We start from the raw sequence: 14,963 nt of genomic DNA on the forward strand, positions 1-14,963 counted from the left end.
GAAGGGGGGAGCCTGTGAGCCCACAGGATCTCCCTTGGCTGGATCAGCCTGTGGCCATCGTCGTGGCCATCACGATGTGCCGATGCGGCGGATCTGCCGTTCGCCGATCGTCGCCCACCCTTCGGCCTCCGCGTTCCGGGTGATGTAGTCTTCGATGTGGGCGATAGCGGGACCCATCCCAATGCTCTCGACGAGTGGGGCGTAGGTCCGGCGGATGTAGGCATTCCGAGCCGCATCGGGGTTCGGCTCCCTCGCGCGCCGCGCTTGCGCCTCCATCCCGGCCGATGCCAAGAGCCCTCTCCATAGGTCCCGCACCTCCGCCTCTGTCGGCCGAGAGCGAGCGCCGGTACCCGGCATCATGATGCAGTCGCACCCGTCGTGGATCGGCGGATGCGTCACCCGGCCCGACACGTCGAGGTCGGCCACTGTGTCGCCGTCCGCCGCGAACGACCCAGCGATCCGCGACGTCCGCCCGTCCATCTCGTTGCAGATCGGGCAGCTCTTGCCGACGGTGCGCCACGTCAGCGTGGCCACGCCCAGCACCGCCCACACCGCCCGCGTCATCGCGTTGCTGGAGCGCTGGCGCTCGCGCCGTGCCGTTGTCTCCGCCCGGCCGTCCTCCCACTCCGCCAGGCGCTCGGCGACCGCGTCCGCCTCGGTGCCCGCCTCGACCTCCTCGACGAGCCCGAGGATCTGCCCGCGCATCGAGCCCGCGTGCCGCTTCGCGAACACCTTCGAGTACTGCCGCACGAACGCGTCGATCTCGTCGCCGGACACGTCCTCGTCGAGCTCCGCGCCGGCAGCCTCGACCATCGCGTCCGCCATCGCCTGGAACACGGGCCGCATCCGGCCCTCCGTCCAGGTCTCGTGCTCGCCCGCGAACGTCACGAGCCACTCGCCGAACCCGGCGACGTCCGGCTCGTCGCCCGCCAGGCGCTCGTCGACGGCGCCGCCGATCTCGCTCACCTCGCGCGCCACGATCTTCTTCAACGCGGCCCGGAACGTCGTCTCCAGCGCCTTCGCCGTGCGGTACCGGTCCGGGAGCGCACGGCGCTCGATGGAGCGGCGAGTCTCCCCGCCGACCGGCCGGAAGCGTGCGGAGAGGTCCTCGTCGCCGGCGGCCATCGGGTCGGTCCCCGCCTCCACCATGTTGAGCGGCTGCAGGTAGATGTCTCCGCCGTCGACGGGGTTCATGTCCTCGCTCTCTCGGATGTCGTTGACCGAGAGCCATCCCCAGTTTCGACCCACCGCGTACGCCTCGTTCCGGCTCTTCACGTCGCCGCGGAGGAGCGCGTCGACGGAGTGCTTCACGAACAGGTCCGTCTCGTCCTCCAGCAGGCTCGCCTCGATCTCCTGCTCAATGCGGACCAGCCACGGGCCAAGCGTGTGCATCACGAACTCCAGCCCCTGATGCTCGATGTTGGAGAACGTCGCCCGCTCCAGGTCCCCGACCATGTGGGGCGGCACCCGGTAGATCGCCGCGACGTCGCGTGCCTCGAACTTCCGCGTCTCGATGAACTGAGCGTCGCCGGGTGGCAGGCCGACCTGTGCGACGTCCATCCCCTCCTCGAGGATCTTCACCTTCCACGCCTTGTCGACGCCCTGGTGGCCGTCGGCGAAGTCCCGCTTCAGCCGGTCATAGGCCGTGTCGCTGAGCTGCTGAGGGTGCTTGACGTAGATCCCCGGCCTGGCGTCGTTGGCGAAGAACTTGGCGCCGTACTTCTGCGCCGAGATCGCGATGCCCAGCGACTCACGCATCAGCTGGATGGGGCTCTTCCCCACGTAGCCGTCGAACCCGAGCCCTGCGATGTGGACGATCTCATCCTCCCGGAACGGGCGGCTCACCCCTTCGACGCGGTACGTCTTCGTCGGGCGGATCTTGTCGGAGCCCTTCTCCACCCGAACGCACCGAGGCGGAAGGGGCCAGAGCCCGACCACGCGCCCGGCGCCGTCGAGCTGCTTCTCCCAGTACGCGTTGCCCCAGAGCGCCAGGTGAACCATGGTCACCTCGCGCAGCTGCATCGCCGTCATCAGCGGGTTCGCGCGCCGGTGCAGCACGCCCGCCAGCGGATGGTCCGTCACCCGCTCCCGGGCCCGGCCGTTGCGGCGGTACAGCTTCAGGGGGAGCATCGACACGCCTTCCGCCAGCACGCGAACGCACGCGTAGACGGCCGTGAGGCGCATCGCGTGCTCCTCCGTCACCGCCTGCCCGGACGCCGTCGGTACCGCGCCGAGCGCCGACCGGAGCCAGGCCGACGGCTCCGCCAGCGTGCTGGTCGCGCCCGAGGAGCGTTCGTCCAGGACCAGCGTCCCGCCGGCCTCGGCGAACGCCTTGAGGTCGATCGGTGCGCCGGACGTGGTCCGGGTGGTCTGCGCTTGGGTGGTCGTCATAGCTCACGGAGCCCTCGCTCCTCGTAGACGCTCTTCGACTCCACGCCACCGCGGCGGGCCACGTAGAGCGCGATGATGGCCGCCACGGCCCCGTCGATCTTCTTGTCCGCCGTCGCCTTGCGCGGGAAGACGTTGTCGTTCGGATCCGACTTCGCGATCACGTTCTCGACCATCCACGACATCGCCGGATTCCCGTCGTGGTGGAGCCGCCCGCCGAGCACGAGCGCCTCGAACCACTTCATCGCGTCCGAGAGGTAGGCCACCGTCTGGCGCACCTCCAGCGTGTCGATGCCCGACTGCTCCAGGCGCACGGCCAGGTCGGTCGCGTTCCACGGGTCGTAGCCCAGCGTCACGACGCGGTACGCCTCCGCGTCCGCCTCGAGGTCGTCCTGGATGAGCTGGTGGTCGATGATGTCGCCGTCGGTCGCGATCAGGTGCCCGTCGGCCGCCCACCCCTGGTAGTGCCGACGGTCCGGATCCTCGACGCGCGCCTCGGGCAGGTAGTGTTTCCCGTACAGGTCGATGTGCTCGACGCCGTCGACGTCGCGCCGGAAGACCTTGACCGCGCTCGCGACATCCACCTTGCTCGCCAAGTCGAGCCCGATCCAGCACGGCTCGCCCTCGTGCGACTCGATAGGCGGCGCGTCGGCCTGGCGGTTCCACGCCTCCATGTTCATCCAGGACGTTGCGGCCGACACCCACACGTTGCAGTGCTTCGTCTTGACGACGTTCTGCTTCCGGGCGCTGTTGACGGCCTCCCGCACGCGGGCCGCGATGAACGACGGCTTGACCGAGACCCCGAGGTTCGGGTTCGCCTTGATCCACACCTTCGGATCCGTCCAGTCGTCGCCGGGTGTCTCGGTCCCGTCGGCGTCCTTCACGGGCCCGTCGAGCGTGTAGATCACCGCGAACAGCTCGTCGTCCTGGACCGTGCCCTGGAGCATCGAGACGGCGTCGCTGCGGAGCGCGTAGCACGGCCCGGCGGAGTCGCTGCCCGCCGTCGTAATGATCCACATGAGCGGCTGCTCGCGCGCGCCCATGCCGGTCAGCATCGTGTCGTACTGCTCGTCCGACGCGTGCTCGTGGTACTCGTCGATGATGGCCAGATGCGGCGAGTCGCCGTCGCCGGGCTTGCCGATGACCGTCTCGAACTTCGAGCTGGTCGCAGGCACCGAGATGTTGGAGGCGAACACCTCGACGCCGAAGGCCTCCCGGTACGACGGCGTCCGCTTCGCCATCTGCGACGCGACGTCGAACACGATCTTGGCCTGCTTCTCCGTCGTCGCGCCGCAGAACACCTCGGCGCCCTCCTCGCCGTCGGCCGCGAGCATGTAGAGCCCGACCGGCGAGGAGAGCGCCGACTTGCCGTTCTTCCGCGCCACCTCGATGTAGGCCGTCCGGAAGCGGCGGAGCCCGTCGGCCTTGCGCAGCCAGCCGAAGACGCTGGCCACGATGAACACCTGCCACGGCTCCAGTACGATCGTCTCCCGGCGCCGGGCCCACTCGCCCTTCGTGTGGGGCATCAGCTCGACGAACCCGCACACGCGAGCGGCCGCGTCTGGGTCGAAGACGAACGGGTACCCGTCCTCCTGCTGGCGGTCGAGGTTGTCCAAGTGACGCTGGCACGCCTGGATGACCAGGCGGCACGCCAGGGTGTCGCCGGCGACGACGTCCTCGGCGTAGCCCCGCGCGATCGCAGCGTAGTCGCGCTCAGCCATTCCCGAGCCTCGCGAACGGGTTGGTGTCCGCGGTCTTCGGCGTCTCCGCTGCCGACACGCGCGTGCGCGCCGCCGGCGTCAGCCCGAACTCGACCAAGAACCGCCGCATCGTGTCGAGCGCCTTGTCTCGCATCGCCACCTGTGGCCGCGCGCTCTCCAGCCCGGAACGTGCGTTCAGCTGGACGTCGCCGTTCTCGTCGATGTCGCGCTCCATCCGCCACCAGGTCGCGTACGCCTGGCAGTAGGCCGCGAGCGCCGCGCGGTCCACCTCCGCCAGCAGACCGAGGCGGACCAGCTCGGGGACGATCCGTCGCCACTCGCGCTTCGCCTCCTTGTGCAGCCAGGTCGGGCACGAGGGCGGCTTGACCTCCGGCGTCGGCTCGTTCGCCGCCGCCCGGTCTTTCCGGTGCGTCCCCTGGAGCAGCTTCAGTGCCGAGGGTTTCGGAGCAGGGCCGCGCTTACCCATGCGGCAACCCCTTGGAATCGCTCGGCCGCTCTGCCACTTCAGCACCGAAACCTGACGGCGTAAAAATCTCACTGCCCCCTCGGTCCCGGGGGCCCTGGGGGGCAGAGATCGGACCCGCCCCTCCCCCCGCCTCGGTGCCGATGTGGGAGACCAGGTCGAGCGGGCGGACGGCGTAGAAGCTCTCAGGCTCGCCCACGAGACCTCCGCCGCCCGGGTAGGGGTCGTGGGCCAGCGCGTACGTGCAGTCCGACTGGCGCGCGTACACGACGGCGTGTCCGATCTCCCTGCCGTCGGGTCCTGGCGAGCGGGATGAGAGGCCACACGCGATGACGTGGGCGTCCTCGATCGGTCGCGACGGGTCCGTGGGATCCACGTCCACCACCTCGAACCCCAGCATCCATAGCCAGCCCTTCGTTCCGACCCAGTAGCCGAGGGGCGCGTCGTCGTTGTAGGCGTCGATGAGGTCCGCGCCGATGCCGTCGTTGAATCGGGGCCCAGCGAAGTGGGGGACGGCCGCCTCGGGCAGATCCAGCACGGACGCGAGGCACGCGCTCCAGCATGTGCCGTAGCCGTCGCGGTCGACCAGCTTGCTCTGGGGGACGGGCGTCATCGTCGCAGTCAGGTGGTCCGCGACGGAATCCATCCGCCATCGGTCTCCACCACGAAGTCGGCACCAGGCCGCACCCCGAAGCGAAGGATCTCCCCGCTGTCCTCGTCCACCTCGACATGCAGGCGCCGTCCTGTCATCGCGTAGACGACGGCATTGATGAGGCCCAGAGCGCGCACGACCTCACCCTCGGACTCAGGCGCGACGAAGCTCGGACCGACCACCACCAGCGTGTCGTCGCCCAGTGCGTTCGACGTGCACGGCACCTCGTGACGCAACAGCTCCTTCACCGCCACCGGGTCAGCGATCAGAGCCGCATTGAGAGCCGCGACAGCGGGCGTAAGCCAGGTTGCAGGGACGCTTGTCATTGCGTACGTCGGGCGATGCGGCCGCCGGCACCGCGGTTCTCAGCCGCCGTCTTGCGGCTGTGGCAGGACTTGCAGAAGGGCTGGAGGTTGGCCCACTCATTCGTCCCGCCGTCGGCGAGCGGCGTGATGTGGTCTACCTCGGTGGCCGGGCGGCCACAGCGGGAGCCCTCGACGGTGCCGACGCACACCGGATGTTTCCGCAGAAACATGGCCCGGACGCGGCGCCACTTGGCGTCGTAGCCACGGGACGCCGCGCTGGGGCGCGCGACGGCGGGCTCGTGGGAGGGGCGCGCGTGCGCGGCACACGAGTAGGCCCCGCGCTCTGCCGAGGCGGGGCATCCGGGGTACTGGCAGGCGCGGCGGAGCGTGGGCACGGGCGAGGGGTAGACGGCGGCCGCGGCACGCGTCCCCGTCGCGAGTTGCACCTCCGCAGACTGGGACGACGTGCGGCAGGCTCGCCGCCATGTGGGTCAGGCGGGGTCCGGCGTGCCGGGGTCGATCCAGTCGGCGACGGCGCCGACCACCTTGGTAACCGCCTTCTCGACGAGCTTGCCCACGAACGGGCGAAGCACACCGGGCACGGCCGAGAGCGCGAGACGGGTGAAGGCCGGCGCCTCGGCTCGGAGGGCAGCCGCGATCTGGCGGCGCTGCTCCTCCAGGAGGGCGGAGGTGTGTGCCGTCACGGTAGGGCGAAGAACGGAGGGGAGGGGAGTCACGAGGACGCGGGATTAGAGGGCGGGCGCGAGGACGCCCAGGACGAGGCCGACGAGTGCGGCCAGGGCCACCAGCGCGAGCGCCAGCGGGTCGAACGGAGCCGGGTCGGGTGGCGCGGTCACCGAGGCGGGGTCAGTCTGCGAGAGGAAGCGGCGGGTGGTAGGCGCACACGATGAGCGTCGGGGCCAGCGCGCGACCGGAGTGCTCTACCCGAGCCCCGATCGTGATCGACTCGCCAGAGGTCAGCACGTAGGGCACGCCTTCGATCACGACCTCGCAGCGGCCGTGCAGCACGTGGATCGTCTCCTGCTCCCGGTGGACGTGACTCGGGAAGGCGCCCGTCCAGTAGAACACGGTGGCGCTCACGTCGTCGGCGAGCGGGCAGTCGGGCGGCAGCGGGCAGTCGCGCCCGACGATGCCGTCCACGCCGGGGATGCCCGTCCACTCGTCGCCGATGCGCGCCAGCTCGACGGCGGGTGTCTCGGACGGGCCGAACGCGAACAGGCGCCGGATGCGACGGCGGTACTGCTCGGCGGGCTCTCGGAATCGGTCCACGGTCGGGGCGGTCGTCATGGCGAGGAGAGTCGGGCGACCTGGTCGCTCACGTGGGAGCGCATCTGGTCGAGGTTGTCGCGCATCGCGATCGTCATGCGGCCGTCGTGGTCGCGCACGTCGACGTGGACGCGCTCCAGCACGCCGGCCACGTCGCGCAGCACCTCGCGGTCGCGGTCGCGCTCCGAGATGCGCGCGTCGTTCAGGCGGCGGATCTCGGCCAGGTGCGCGGCGACCTGCTCCTGGAGGTCGGCCCGAGCCTTGACGAGGTCGCGCACCACCCAGGCCCCGCCCAGCAGCAGAATGGCCAGGATGGGGGAGAGCTTCTCCAGGAGCGCGAGGAAGGTGGTTTCCATCAGCCTCGCCAAGCGGCAGCGACGCCGCGCGCGTCGCCGTGCACGAAGGTCTTGTAGCGCCCGATGCCGCCGACGTAGGTGTAGCTCGCCCGGTCGGGGCCGGCTTCGAATCCGAGCTCACTCGCTGAGAACGGCTCACCGAAGACCGATTCGGAGAACGCCGGACCCAGGCTGTAATCCTTGGCCACGGAGGCAAGGACGCGAGCCTGGTCGGCGCTCAGGTCGACGTACAGCCGACGGAGGGCAGCGTCCACCTCGGCGAGACTGCGGACCGAGCTGCCAACCGGCGCGCGGTCGCGGGCCGTACACGCACGGTGCGCAGACTTCGACGCACCGCCGATGGCCGCGTTGTACGGGCCATCCCTGTGGATGCTGTTGAAGCGAAGCGGGACGCCCAGATGGTCGCGGACCTTCTGGTCGTACACGAGAAGCGCCAGCAGCCGGTAGAGGCCCCACGGCGGCGGGAGTCGGTTCTTGACGCCGCCGCGGGTCGTGCGGGCGTGGACGGCGACGATCTCGCGTCCGGAGATGTTGGGCAGGCGGAGGGCATCCACTGCCTGGGCGACGTAGGTGCCGTAGGCCGCGCGGTCGTCAGGCGCGGGGGGGCCGAAGACGGCGCCGACGCGGCGGATAGCGTCTGCGTGACGCTCGGCACGGGCGAGGCTGGCCGCAGCGTCCACGGAGAGGGCGGATTCCTCCAAGCCCTCGTTTTCGCCAGCGTCCACGGCGTCGAGTGGGAGGGCGTCGAGCTGGAGCCCGGCGAGGTCGATGAGGGAGGCCATAAACGCAGAAACGGCCGGCGCACCGCTCCGGGAGGAACGGGGCACCGGCCGAGGGCAGGTGGGGAGGCCCGGCTGGATGTCTCTCCAGCGCGCCGCCGAGGGCGGGGGCTCAGCCTGCAACGTAGGGCCGCGAACACGGGTTCGCAAGGGACGCACTGCCTCGGCGACGACTTCCGCTACACCTTCGGAATCGGCAGGCCCTTCGTTACGCGTCGGACCACCACGATCGGGCGACGGTCAGCCGCGATCTCCACCGACAGATCCCGGACCTCACCTCGCGCCATGCCGATGGCGGCACTCAGGATTTCGCGGACGATGTCATCGCCGAGGGCGGCACCGGCGCCGGCGGCGAGCTGGTCGAGGGACAAGCGGCGGGCTCACAGCAACGGTGAGCATGGGGGGATACCCCATGATACAAGACTCGCTCTCATTCTGCCCCTCGGAGAACTCTCGTGCAAGACTCAGTCCTCATGCTCCTCTCTAAGCACCTCTGTGAGTGACGATGCTACGAGAGCAGTCGGCACCGCGACGACACCAAGCCCGACGATTAGCACGAGAACGGTGAAGGCTCTTCCGCCCGCTGTCACGGGCACGACGTCACCGTAGCCCACCGTCGTCAGTGTTGCGACAGCCCACCACATCGCATCGAATACAGACGTGAACGCATCTGGCTGGGCCTCGTGCTCGAACTGGTAGATCCCAACCGAAGCCACGTAGACCGCCACGAAGCTGCCGAGAAGGTAGAGCGTGAGTTCGGCTCGGATCGCTCCAAACGCCATGCGATACCTCCGCATCGCCCGACTGTATCGCAGAAGCTTCAGCATGCGAACCAGTCGAAGCAGCCGAAAGGCGCGCACAGCCCGCATGTCGAACCCCAGCCCGAGCACGAACGGGAGCACAGCTACTAAGTCGACGACACCCAGAAAGCTCCTGGCGAACTCAGTCGGCCGCGGCGCCGAGTAGACCCGAAGGCCGTACTCGACAATGAATACCACCATGGAGGCATGCTCGAACCACCTCAGCGCCTCGTGGGCCTGTGCAGAGATGGTTGGCAGCGTGTCGACTGCAGACGCGACGAGTGAGGCGACGATCAGCCACTGGATGCTGAGGTCTACTGCTCTTCCGACCTGCGTCTCCGTCTCAAACAGAACGCGGTAAATCGAGGCTCTGCCTGGGCGTTGCAAACGTCTCAACCCAGCTCGCCAAGGCCAGGGATGTCAGACCGCTTAAGGGGTTCTACACGGTCGAACCCCTTGGTCTTCTTGAACGACATCCGATGCATGAAGTTGGCGAGGGCGTCCGAGGCATCTGCTCCAGCCAGATTCAGTCGATCCATCGTGGTCCGAGGCGTGTAGGCCGAAAGAAGGGCCGTCTCCTCGATGTGACCCGTCGACGGGTTGAGCATCTGGTCCGTTGCTGTCACGATCACGTGGTCGACTGGAAGAAGGGCCAGGGTCTCCGAAGCGACCCGAAGCACACAGCCCGCCACGTAGTCCTGGTGTATCTCGTTGTACATGCTCGCTGACATCTGGCGGCGTGACAGCTTCCCGCTCTGCAGCAGCGAAAGTCGCTCTTTCGGCAGGATGTCCTGGCCATGGACTTGAACACTGATGCTGAGGAGCACGTCGTCCAGTCCTCGGTCGTCTGCACGCGTGAAGCCGAAGGCGACCTCGGTACCGAGGTCGCCGATCTCAGAGAAGGGGTTGAGAGAGGTCAGAGCATCTCGTATGGCCTCGAGGTCTCCCGCCAGAACGCGCTCTGCCAGCGCGACGTCGCGGTCGATCGCGGCTGCGTCGGCCTCGTACTCTGCGACTGCCTGGTCGTGCCGTTGGTGAGCTTCCCGTACGGCGCGGTCGTGGGCTGCGTCATCCGCGCGCCTCGCTTCCTGCACGGCGAGCTCGAGCCGAGTCTGCTTCGACTCAGCCCGGCCCAGCACCCGGTCGAGGATTCCCGGCTCGTAGGACGCGAGGGCCTGCAGCGCCTGATCCTCCCGGTCTGTAGTCCTCTCCGGGATCGACAAGCGTGGCGACTTCGGAGGGCGCGACGCGGCGACAGCGTCCCATTCGATCCGCGACGTCGATGCCCGACGATGTACGGAGGTCAGCGTCTCTACGAGGTCCTCGAACGCGGCCACGGTTTCGGCAGCATGAGCTCGATCGGCCTGCTGCATGAGCAGTCGATAGTGTTTCTGCTGCTCGCGCTCGCGTCGCCGGGCGTCACGCTCAGCTGCACGTGCGGCGGCCTGTAGAGATCGGACAGTTCCCTTCCAGCCCATGCTTCCCCTTCAAGTTGATGTTGCCTGTCGGACAGTTCAGCAGCCGTAAGTCCTGTTGCCGTTCGAGTTGATGTAGTACCGCCCGCCGCGTGGGCCGGTGTAGCACGTCCTCGTGGTCGCCGCTCGTCGAGCGCGAGGGGCGGGTCTGGCTCTCCACGTCGACTCGCAGGCGTCCCCGTCGCCATCCCGGTCGAGGCGGCGCAGGCCGATCGGGTCAGCATCGTAAGCCGCCTGGGCAGCCGACTCGCTGGAGAACGATGCGCACGTCCGGCTGTCTGTGCTCGGGACTCGCGACCCTGACGAATACGAGCGCCCCGATCGCGCAAAGGCTGCCCGAGCGGCGGGGGACGGATCCTCGTGCAGAAGGGGCTCCGATACGTAGCCGTCTGACCATCCGTCTCCAGCCCCGGAGACTCGGCACCACCCATCGTGGCAGACCTGCACCTGGACGAAGTCGTCACGCTCCAACTGCCCGATCCGGCTGTTGGACGTTCCTGCCCCAGAGCGGACGTTGACGCGGCCGTGTGCGTAGCGGGTAGCTCCCGTAGCCCCTGGCTCGACAGCCCACGGGTCCGGCTGCGCGATCCCAAACGCTGCCGCGTCGGTTCGGTGGTAAGGAGCTGTGCCGGACTCGCTGAAGTAGGCCAGGTATCGACCGCCTTCATCTGAGAGCCGGGAAAGCGTAAACGAGTCGCCGACCTGGAACTCGATGGGTGCTCCAGCACCAGAAGCTGGGAATGCCGTGCTGGACAACACGGCCGTGATGCGATCGCCGGAGTCAGGCTGCGAGAAGGCAGCTGCCGCTAGCAGGAAGGAGAGCAGGAGGGGTTTCATGGTCAAGTGGGAGCCGGACATCGGCTAGGTGACTGTAGCGTTTCAGAGTTGCCCAAGCCCGACTGACACCAACAGATGCTGCTGTCCGGCTTCGAGTCTTGCGAAGTATGGGCCGACGAACTGGGCGGTAAAGGAGCCCGAAAACCCAGATCCCGTACCTATCCGATAGCCAGCTCCGAAAAGGGCCGCTCCGCCATTCGCGGGGATGCGGACCCCCACTTCAGGAGTCAATGCCAAGTATGGAGTCCCTGCACACCGTTCCGAGTTCGCGAACTGGCCATTCGCTGTATCCCTGCAGATGCCTCCGCTCTCTAAGACATACCTGTCGTCTCCTTCCCCGAACGTCAGGGACGCCCGAGCACTTGCAAATGCCGTAACAGTGCCTCCAGTGTGAGTTTGCACCAAGCCGCCGACGCCGAATGAAAGACCGCGTCCGTTGTCTCCTACCACGATGTCAGCACCTCCAGTCGCGCTTTGTGCCCGAACATCGGAGACACCAAGCAAGCAGAGTCCCGCGAGGAGCGAGGCGGCCGCGACGATGTGTCTGGGAAGTTGCAATCGCATGCCAGAACCTACGTACGTAGGATGTCGAGAATCCAATGCAGTGGCATCGTGATTCCGAATCGCTCTCACTTCGGCGGACCTGTCGGTCTCGGCAGAAGCGGCGGCGCCTATGACACGATTAGCTGTCACCCCGGACGCGGAGTCTGTCGCCATGCTCGACATCCCAGACCACGACGGCAGACCGACGGGCGACCTCGAAGACGCGTTCCGGCGCATCGACGCGGATCGGAGGCTCTACCTGGTGGACGGGGACCGGCGGGTGTTCCGAGCGGCGGCGGCCTGGGATGCTGGCAGCGCGATGGGCGTCCACCGCGAACTCGCGCTCTCCGTGGCCGACATCGCGGCGCGGCTCCACATGGACGACTGGGAAGTCCGGAGACTGCTTATGGGGCCAGAGGACTATGTTCTTGGCGAGGCTCAGCGGATCCTGTACCCACCGCGGAGGCGCGGAGGACGCTCCGGCGGGGGGTCGGGGCGGCCATGAACTGGACGCGGACGGCCATCCGGACCTCGCCCGTGGCCGGGTCCACCAACTCGTAGTCCCACGCCTCGCCGACGACCCCGAGGTGGGCGTAGCGGTCTCGCTCAGGTCGTTCCGGGACCGACACCGCGTCGGCGACCGACCTGCCGAGGAGCGGGCCTGGCTCGGACGTTTCTGTGGAAACGTGCTTCGCTCCCTTTCCAGTGCGAAGCCATTCTGAGTGCACACCGAGGACCGGGACAACTGACTCGACAACTGCGCCTTCTCTCGGAGGCTCCTCTCGGTCCAAGTAGCGATCAAGCGTTCGTTTGCTGACCCCAGCGAGCCTAGCCAGTGACCCTGTATCGAGTCCCTTAGCGTTCAGGGCCTGCTGGAGACGGGAGCCAAATGCTGGCATCAAGTACGGGCTGGGCCCAGGCAAGACAAAAAGACACGAGACAGCTGGCAGGCTGTCATTGACAGCTGCGTGACAGCTGGCGTACCCTACGGGTGGCACTCGCCAAAAGGTTACGTCGCCCCTCCACCCCCTGCAATGACCGACGCCACCCGGGCCCGCATCGACGAGCTCCGCGCCCTCAAGTCGAAGTATCCCGCCCTCACGCACGGCGAGATCGCCGACGCCTCCGAGTACACCGAGGCCTACGTGAAGGCGGTCCTGAACCACCGCAACGTCCCCGTCGAGCCTGCGGACACCCTCGCCGAGATCGAGCGCGCCATCGGCGTCGCCCGCGCGGCACGGCTGCCCATCGAGGACCGAGAAGGCCGCGGCCACGCGGTCGCAGGATGAGCGGCCGCCCCCGCTGCCTCGCCTACCGCGACGCGCTCGCTAAGCAGGCCACCGCGCACGGCATCGTCAAGGGCCTCCGGGAGCAACTCCGGGAGCAACTCCGCCCGGACGCGGGCCAGACTCAGCTCGTCTTCGACCTGCTGGACTCGGCCGACACGCTGCTCACGGACTCGGCCGAGGTCATCCTCGGCCTCCAGAGCACAGACGAGACGCCGACATGAACGGCGACCCCTCCTTCGGGCCCAGCGTCGCGCTCTCCATCCTCGCCGCCCTCATGGTGGCCATGGCCATCTGGGGACCACCCGGCATGCTCCAGGCCCGTCCAGCTCGCCGCGGCCGACGTCGCGACCCCACCTGCGAAGCCCTCGACGCGGTCGGCGCCGGCCGCGGCTGCTACGCGCTCATCTCCCTCGTCTAGCCCACGAACCCCGCCATGCGACGACTCCTCCAGCACCTCGCTCTGCTGCTGTTCGCCGACCCGCCCCGGCCGTCGGCGCCGTACGCCGACCGCGATCGACACGGTTACCTCGACGCGCGCGACTACCGCGTCGACGTGTCCGGCATCGTCGCGGGCCCGCGCCCGGCCGGGCGGCGCGAGGGTGCCTGGCGGCTCGTGTCGCCGCCGCCCCGTCCCGCCTCGGTCCGCCGCGCGGACGTGTGGCCAGCAGGAGCCGCCCGATGACCGCCCTCGCCTTCCTGCTCGGCGTGCTCGTGGCCGCCGTTCTCCTTCTCACCGCCGCGCTCGTCGCCACCTCTCGCCGCGCCGGCGCCGAGGCGGACCGACTGGAGCAGGCCGCCCTCGACGCGCGCCGCCTCCGCGAGTGGCGCGACGAGATGCTCCCCCTCGACTCATGAATGGATACGCCTTCTACCCCGGCTGCGACGCCTCTGGCGCCTGGCGGAACCGCCTGGTCCGGGTCCACCAGCGAGGCCTCGACAACGCCTCGATCGAGACCGTCCGCGAGGGGCAGCGCGCCTACCCCGAGTTGCGCTTCGCGGCATCCGTCGCCCGCGCGGCCTTGACTGCCCTGGCCACAGCGCACGCCAGCGACCGCCTTCCCGCAGGACACCCCACCCGGAGCGCCCGATGAGTTACAAGGTTGCCCGCAGGGTTCGCGAGTCGTCGACGGTCGAGGGGGGCGCCCACGCCGTGCTGGTGGCCATCGCCGACGCCGCGCACGAGGACGGCGTCCTGGCCGACCCGCGCGTCACGGTCGCCGACATCGCGCACTCGGCACGCGTCTCGCCGCGGACGGCGAAGCGCGCCTTCGGAACGCTCACCCAGGCCGACGAACTGCTCTACTTCCGCGGCACCGGCGCAGGCCGCGTCGGCGTCTTCGGCGTCCTGGTCGGCCTCGGCCCCGACGACCGGGAGCGGGTCTACGAAGCCGCCTGGACGCGCGTCGCCATCCACGGCGGACGCTTCGATCTGCTCGACGCCGGGACCCACCAGACCGACCCAAAAGGGTGTCGTGGTGTCACCCTTTTCACCGGGCGAAAGGGTGACACCGTGACCAAAAAGGGTGTCGTGGTGTCACCCTTTTTCTCCTATAAGGGATTCTTCCCGGTATCCCGGTATCCAGAAGAAGAAAGGGCTGGAGGGGGGAAGATGCCGAGCGCCGACGTGTCGCCAGCGGAGTCGACGGGGCCTGCCGTGCTCAGCGGCCACCAGCTGGAGCTGTTCCAGCAGCTCGTCGGGCTCGGTGTCTACGACGCCCCGGCGCAGGCCCTCGTGATGGCCGAGGATCCCGAGCACCTGGCCCAGGCCATCGAGGCCGGGCGCCTGCTCCGAGCCCGCGGCAACACCCCCCACCTCGGTGCCGCCGTCGTCCGGATGGCGCGAGGGCAACAGCCGCTGCCCGCCGTGGCTCCGCCCGCCGCGTTGCCTCGTCCGGCTCCCGAGCCTCCGCCTCCCCCGGTGGTCGCGAGCCCCGTCGACTGGGACGCCCTCGCGGCCGAGACCGGCTGGCGCCTGGACCCGACCCTCGCCGCCCGTGCCGCGGGTGGCCCTGCGCTGCGCTCCCTGCCCGATCGCCCCGCCACCGATCCATCCTCCTAGCCCTCCTGT

At 68.8% G+C, this 14,963-nt stretch carries 22 protein-coding genes; 8 read left to right on the top strand and 14 right to left on the bottom strand.

Annotation, left to right across the window (positions count from 1 at the left end; all coding sequences use genetic code 11):
* Nucleotides 1-69 precede the first annotated feature (69 nt).
* From B1759_RS14950 to B1759_RS20545, 14 genes are all read right to left on the bottom strand, one after another.
* Complete coding sequence (locus tag B1759_RS14950; RefSeq protein ID WP_095515853.1) at nucleotides 70-2,391, bottom strand: phage portal protein; 2,322 nt, start codon at nucleotides 2,389-2,391, stop codon at nucleotides 70-72.
* Nucleotides 2,388-4,109 carry a terminase large subunit gene (locus tag B1759_RS14955; RefSeq protein ID WP_095515854.1) on the bottom strand — a complete coding sequence of 574 codons (1,722 nt, stop codon included), beginning with the start codon at nucleotides 4,107-4,109 and terminating at the stop codon, nucleotides 2,388-2,390. The genes B1759_RS14950 and B1759_RS14955 overlap by 4 nt, the downstream gene beginning before the upstream one ends.
* Complete coding sequence (locus B1759_RS14960; protein WP_095515855.1) at nucleotides 4,102-4,575, bottom strand: phage terminase small subunit P27 family; 474 nt, start codon at nucleotides 4,573-4,575, stop codon at nucleotides 4,102-4,104. Before B1759_RS14960 ends, B1759_RS14955 begins: the two co-directional genes overlap by 8 nt.
* Nucleotides 4,568-5,218, bottom strand: coding sequence for a hypothetical protein (locus tag B1759_RS14965; protein ID WP_095515856.1), 651 nt, complete (start codon nucleotides 5,216-5,218; stop codon nucleotides 4,568-4,570). The genes B1759_RS14960 and B1759_RS14965 overlap by 8 nt, the downstream gene beginning before the upstream one ends.
* Nucleotides 5,194-5,478, bottom strand: coding sequence for a hypothetical protein (locus B1759_RS14970; RefSeq protein WP_095515857.1), 285 nt, complete (start codon nucleotides 5,476-5,478; stop codon nucleotides 5,194-5,196). The genes B1759_RS14965 and B1759_RS14970 overlap by 25 nt, the downstream gene beginning before the upstream one ends.
* 68 nt (nucleotides 5,479-5,546) lie before the next feature.
* Nucleotides 5,547-5,924: an HNH endonuclease signature motif containing protein gene (locus B1759_RS14975; RefSeq protein ID WP_143537408.1), complete on the bottom strand. Its 378-nt coding sequence runs from the start codon at nucleotides 5,922-5,924 to the stop codon at nucleotides 5,547-5,549.
* A gap of 96 nt (nucleotides 5,925-6,020) precedes the next feature.
* The gene (locus B1759_RS14980) at nucleotides 6,021-6,266 is read right to left on the bottom strand and encodes a hypothetical protein (protein ID WP_233134423.1); all 246 of its coding nucleotides are present in this window, start codon (nucleotides 6,264-6,266) and stop codon (nucleotides 6,021-6,023) included.
* 130 nt (nucleotides 6,267-6,396) lie between these two features.
* Nucleotides 6,397-6,837 (bottom strand): cupin domain-containing protein, encoded by a 441-nt coding sequence (locus B1759_RS14985; protein WP_095515860.1) that lies wholly within the window; start codon nucleotides 6,835-6,837, stop codon nucleotides 6,397-6,399.
* Complete coding sequence (locus B1759_RS14990) at nucleotides 6,834-7,172, bottom strand: hypothetical protein (RefSeq protein ID WP_095515861.1); 339 nt, start codon at nucleotides 7,170-7,172, stop codon at nucleotides 6,834-6,836. Before B1759_RS14990 ends, B1759_RS14985 begins: the two co-directional genes overlap by 4 nt.
* The gene (locus B1759_RS14995; RefSeq protein ID WP_095515862.1) at nucleotides 7,172-7,954 is read right to left on the bottom strand and encodes a D-Ala-D-Ala carboxypeptidase family metallohydrolase; all 783 of its coding nucleotides are present in this window, start codon (nucleotides 7,952-7,954) and stop codon (nucleotides 7,172-7,174) included. Before B1759_RS14995 ends, B1759_RS14990 begins: the two co-directional genes overlap by 1 nt.
* A gap of 176 nt (nucleotides 7,955-8,130) precedes the next feature.
* Entirely contained in the window at nucleotides 8,131-8,322 is a 192-nt protein-coding gene (locus B1759_RS15000) for a hypothetical protein (RefSeq protein ID WP_095515863.1), read from the bottom strand.
* Nucleotides 8,323-8,415: 93 nt separating this feature from the next.
* Nucleotides 8,416-9,138 (bottom strand): ion transporter, encoded by a 723-nt coding sequence (locus tag B1759_RS15005; protein WP_095515864.1) that lies wholly within the window; start codon nucleotides 9,136-9,138, stop codon nucleotides 8,416-8,418.
* A 5-nt stretch (nucleotides 9,139-9,143) separates the two neighbouring features.
* The gene (locus B1759_RS15010) at nucleotides 9,144-10,088 is read right to left on the bottom strand and encodes a hypothetical protein (RefSeq protein WP_143537409.1); all 945 of its coding nucleotides are present in this window, start codon (nucleotides 10,086-10,088) and stop codon (nucleotides 9,144-9,146) included.
* A gap of 177 nt (nucleotides 10,089-10,265) precedes the next feature.
* A complete protein-coding gene (locus B1759_RS20545) occupies nucleotides 10,266-11,084 on the bottom strand; it encodes an SH3 domain-containing protein (RefSeq protein WP_095515866.1) in 819 nt (272 codons plus the stop codon).
* A 694-nt stretch (nucleotides 11,085-11,778) separates the two neighbouring features.
* On the opposite strand from B1759_RS20545, the gene B1759_RS15020 reads away from it, so the two are divergent.
* From B1759_RS15020 to B1759_RS15050, 8 genes are all read left to right on the top strand, one after another.
* Nucleotides 11,779-12,111: a hypothetical protein gene (locus B1759_RS15020; RefSeq protein WP_095515867.1), complete on the top strand. Its 333-nt coding sequence runs from the start codon at nucleotides 11,779-11,781 to the stop codon at nucleotides 12,109-12,111.
* A gap of 529 nt (nucleotides 12,112-12,640) precedes the next feature.
* Complete coding sequence (locus tag B1759_RS15025; protein ID WP_095515868.1) at nucleotides 12,641-12,895, top strand: hypothetical protein; 255 nt, start codon at nucleotides 12,641-12,643, stop codon at nucleotides 12,893-12,895.
* Nucleotides 12,892-13,116, top strand: a complete 225-nt coding sequence (locus B1759_RS15030; RefSeq protein ID WP_095515869.1) for a hypothetical protein — start codon at nucleotides 12,892-12,894, stop codon at nucleotides 13,114-13,116. Before B1759_RS15025 ends, B1759_RS15030 begins: the two co-directional genes overlap by 4 nt.
* Nucleotides 13,113-13,313 (top strand): hypothetical protein, encoded by a 201-nt coding sequence (locus B1759_RS15035; protein WP_095515870.1) that lies wholly within the window; start codon nucleotides 13,113-13,115, stop codon nucleotides 13,311-13,313. The genes B1759_RS15030 and B1759_RS15035 overlap by 4 nt, the downstream gene beginning before the upstream one ends.
* Before the next feature lie 15 nt (nucleotides 13,314-13,328).
* Nucleotides 13,329-13,577, top strand: coding sequence for a hypothetical protein (locus tag B1759_RS15040; protein ID WP_095515871.1), 249 nt, complete (start codon nucleotides 13,329-13,331; stop codon nucleotides 13,575-13,577).
* Entirely contained in the window at nucleotides 13,574-13,750 is a 177-nt protein-coding gene (locus B1759_RS19810; RefSeq protein WP_158225291.1) for a hypothetical protein, read from the top strand. The genes B1759_RS15040 and B1759_RS19810 overlap by 4 nt, the downstream gene beginning before the upstream one ends.
* Entirely contained in the window at nucleotides 13,747-13,986 is a 240-nt protein-coding gene (locus tag B1759_RS15045; protein WP_095515872.1) for a hypothetical protein, read from the top strand. The genes B1759_RS19810 and B1759_RS15045 overlap by 4 nt, the downstream gene beginning before the upstream one ends.
* The gene (locus B1759_RS15050; RefSeq protein WP_095515873.1) at nucleotides 13,983-14,954 is read left to right on the top strand and encodes a hypothetical protein; all 972 of its coding nucleotides are present in this window, start codon (nucleotides 13,983-13,985) and stop codon (nucleotides 14,952-14,954) included. The genes B1759_RS15045 and B1759_RS15050 overlap by 4 nt, the downstream gene beginning before the upstream one ends.
* Nucleotides 14,955-14,963: the final 9 nt, after the last annotated feature.

It is taken from the genome of Rubrivirga sp. SAORIC476 (genome assembly GCF_002283555.1).
In the GTDB taxonomy this organism is placed as follows: domain Bacteria; phylum Bacteroidota; class Rhodothermia; order Rhodothermales; family Rubricoccaceae; genus Rubrivirga.

Bases quoted from the DNA above. Each gene is read 5' to 3' on its own strand.
- B1759_RS14950 (WP_095515853.1), bottom strand. From the start codon at position 2,391: ATGACGACCACCCAAGCGCAGACCACCCGGACCACGTCCGGCGCACCG.
- B1759_RS14955 (WP_095515854.1), bottom strand. From the start codon at position 4,109: ATGGCTGAGCGCGACTACGCTGCGATCGCGCGGGGCTACGCCGAGGAC.
- B1759_RS14960 (WP_095515855.1), bottom strand. From the start codon at position 4,575: ATGGGTAAGCGCGGCCCTGCTCCGAAACCCTCGGCACTGAAGCTGCTC.
- B1759_RS14965 (WP_095515856.1), bottom strand. From the start codon at position 5,218: ATGGATTCCGTCGCGGACCACCTGACTGCGACGATGACGCCCGTCCCC.
- B1759_RS14985 (WP_095515860.1), bottom strand. From the start codon at position 6,837: ATGACGACCGCCCCGACCGTGGACCGATTCCGAGAGCCCGCCGAGCAG.
- B1759_RS14990 (WP_095515861.1), bottom strand. From the start codon at position 7,172: ATGGAAACCACCTTCCTCGCGCTCCTGGAGAAGCTCTCCCCCATCCTG.
- B1759_RS14995 (WP_095515862.1), bottom strand. From the start codon at position 7,954: ATGGCCTCCCTCATCGACCTCGCCGGGCTCCAGCTCGACGCCCTCCCA.
- B1759_RS20545 (WP_095515866.1), bottom strand. From the start codon at position 11,084: ATGTCCGGCTCCCACTTGACCATGAAACCCCTCCTGCTCTCCTTCCTG.
- B1759_RS15020 (WP_095515867.1), top strand. From the start codon at position 11,779: ATGCTCGACATCCCAGACCACGACGGCAGACCGACGGGCGACCTCGAA.
- B1759_RS15025 (WP_095515868.1), top strand. From the start codon at position 12,641: ATGACCGACGCCACCCGGGCCCGCATCGACGAGCTCCGCGCCCTCAAG.
- B1759_RS15030 (WP_095515869.1), top strand. From the start codon at position 12,892: ATGAGCGGCCGCCCCCGCTGCCTCGCCTACCGCGACGCGCTCGCTAAG.
- B1759_RS15035 (WP_095515870.1), top strand. From the start codon at position 13,113: ATGAACGGCGACCCCTCCTTCGGGCCCAGCGTCGCGCTCTCCATCCTC.
- B1759_RS15040 (WP_095515871.1), top strand. From the start codon at position 13,329: ATGCGACGACTCCTCCAGCACCTCGCTCTGCTGCTGTTCGCCGACCCG.
- B1759_RS19810 (WP_158225291.1), top strand. From the start codon at position 13,574: ATGACCGCCCTCGCCTTCCTGCTCGGCGTGCTCGTGGCCGCCGTTCTC.
- B1759_RS15045 (WP_095515872.1), top strand. From the start codon at position 13,747: ATGAATGGATACGCCTTCTACCCCGGCTGCGACGCCTCTGGCGCCTGG.
- B1759_RS15050 (WP_095515873.1), top strand. From the start codon at position 13,983: ATGAGTTACAAGGTTGCCCGCAGGGTTCGCGAGTCGTCGACGGTCGAG.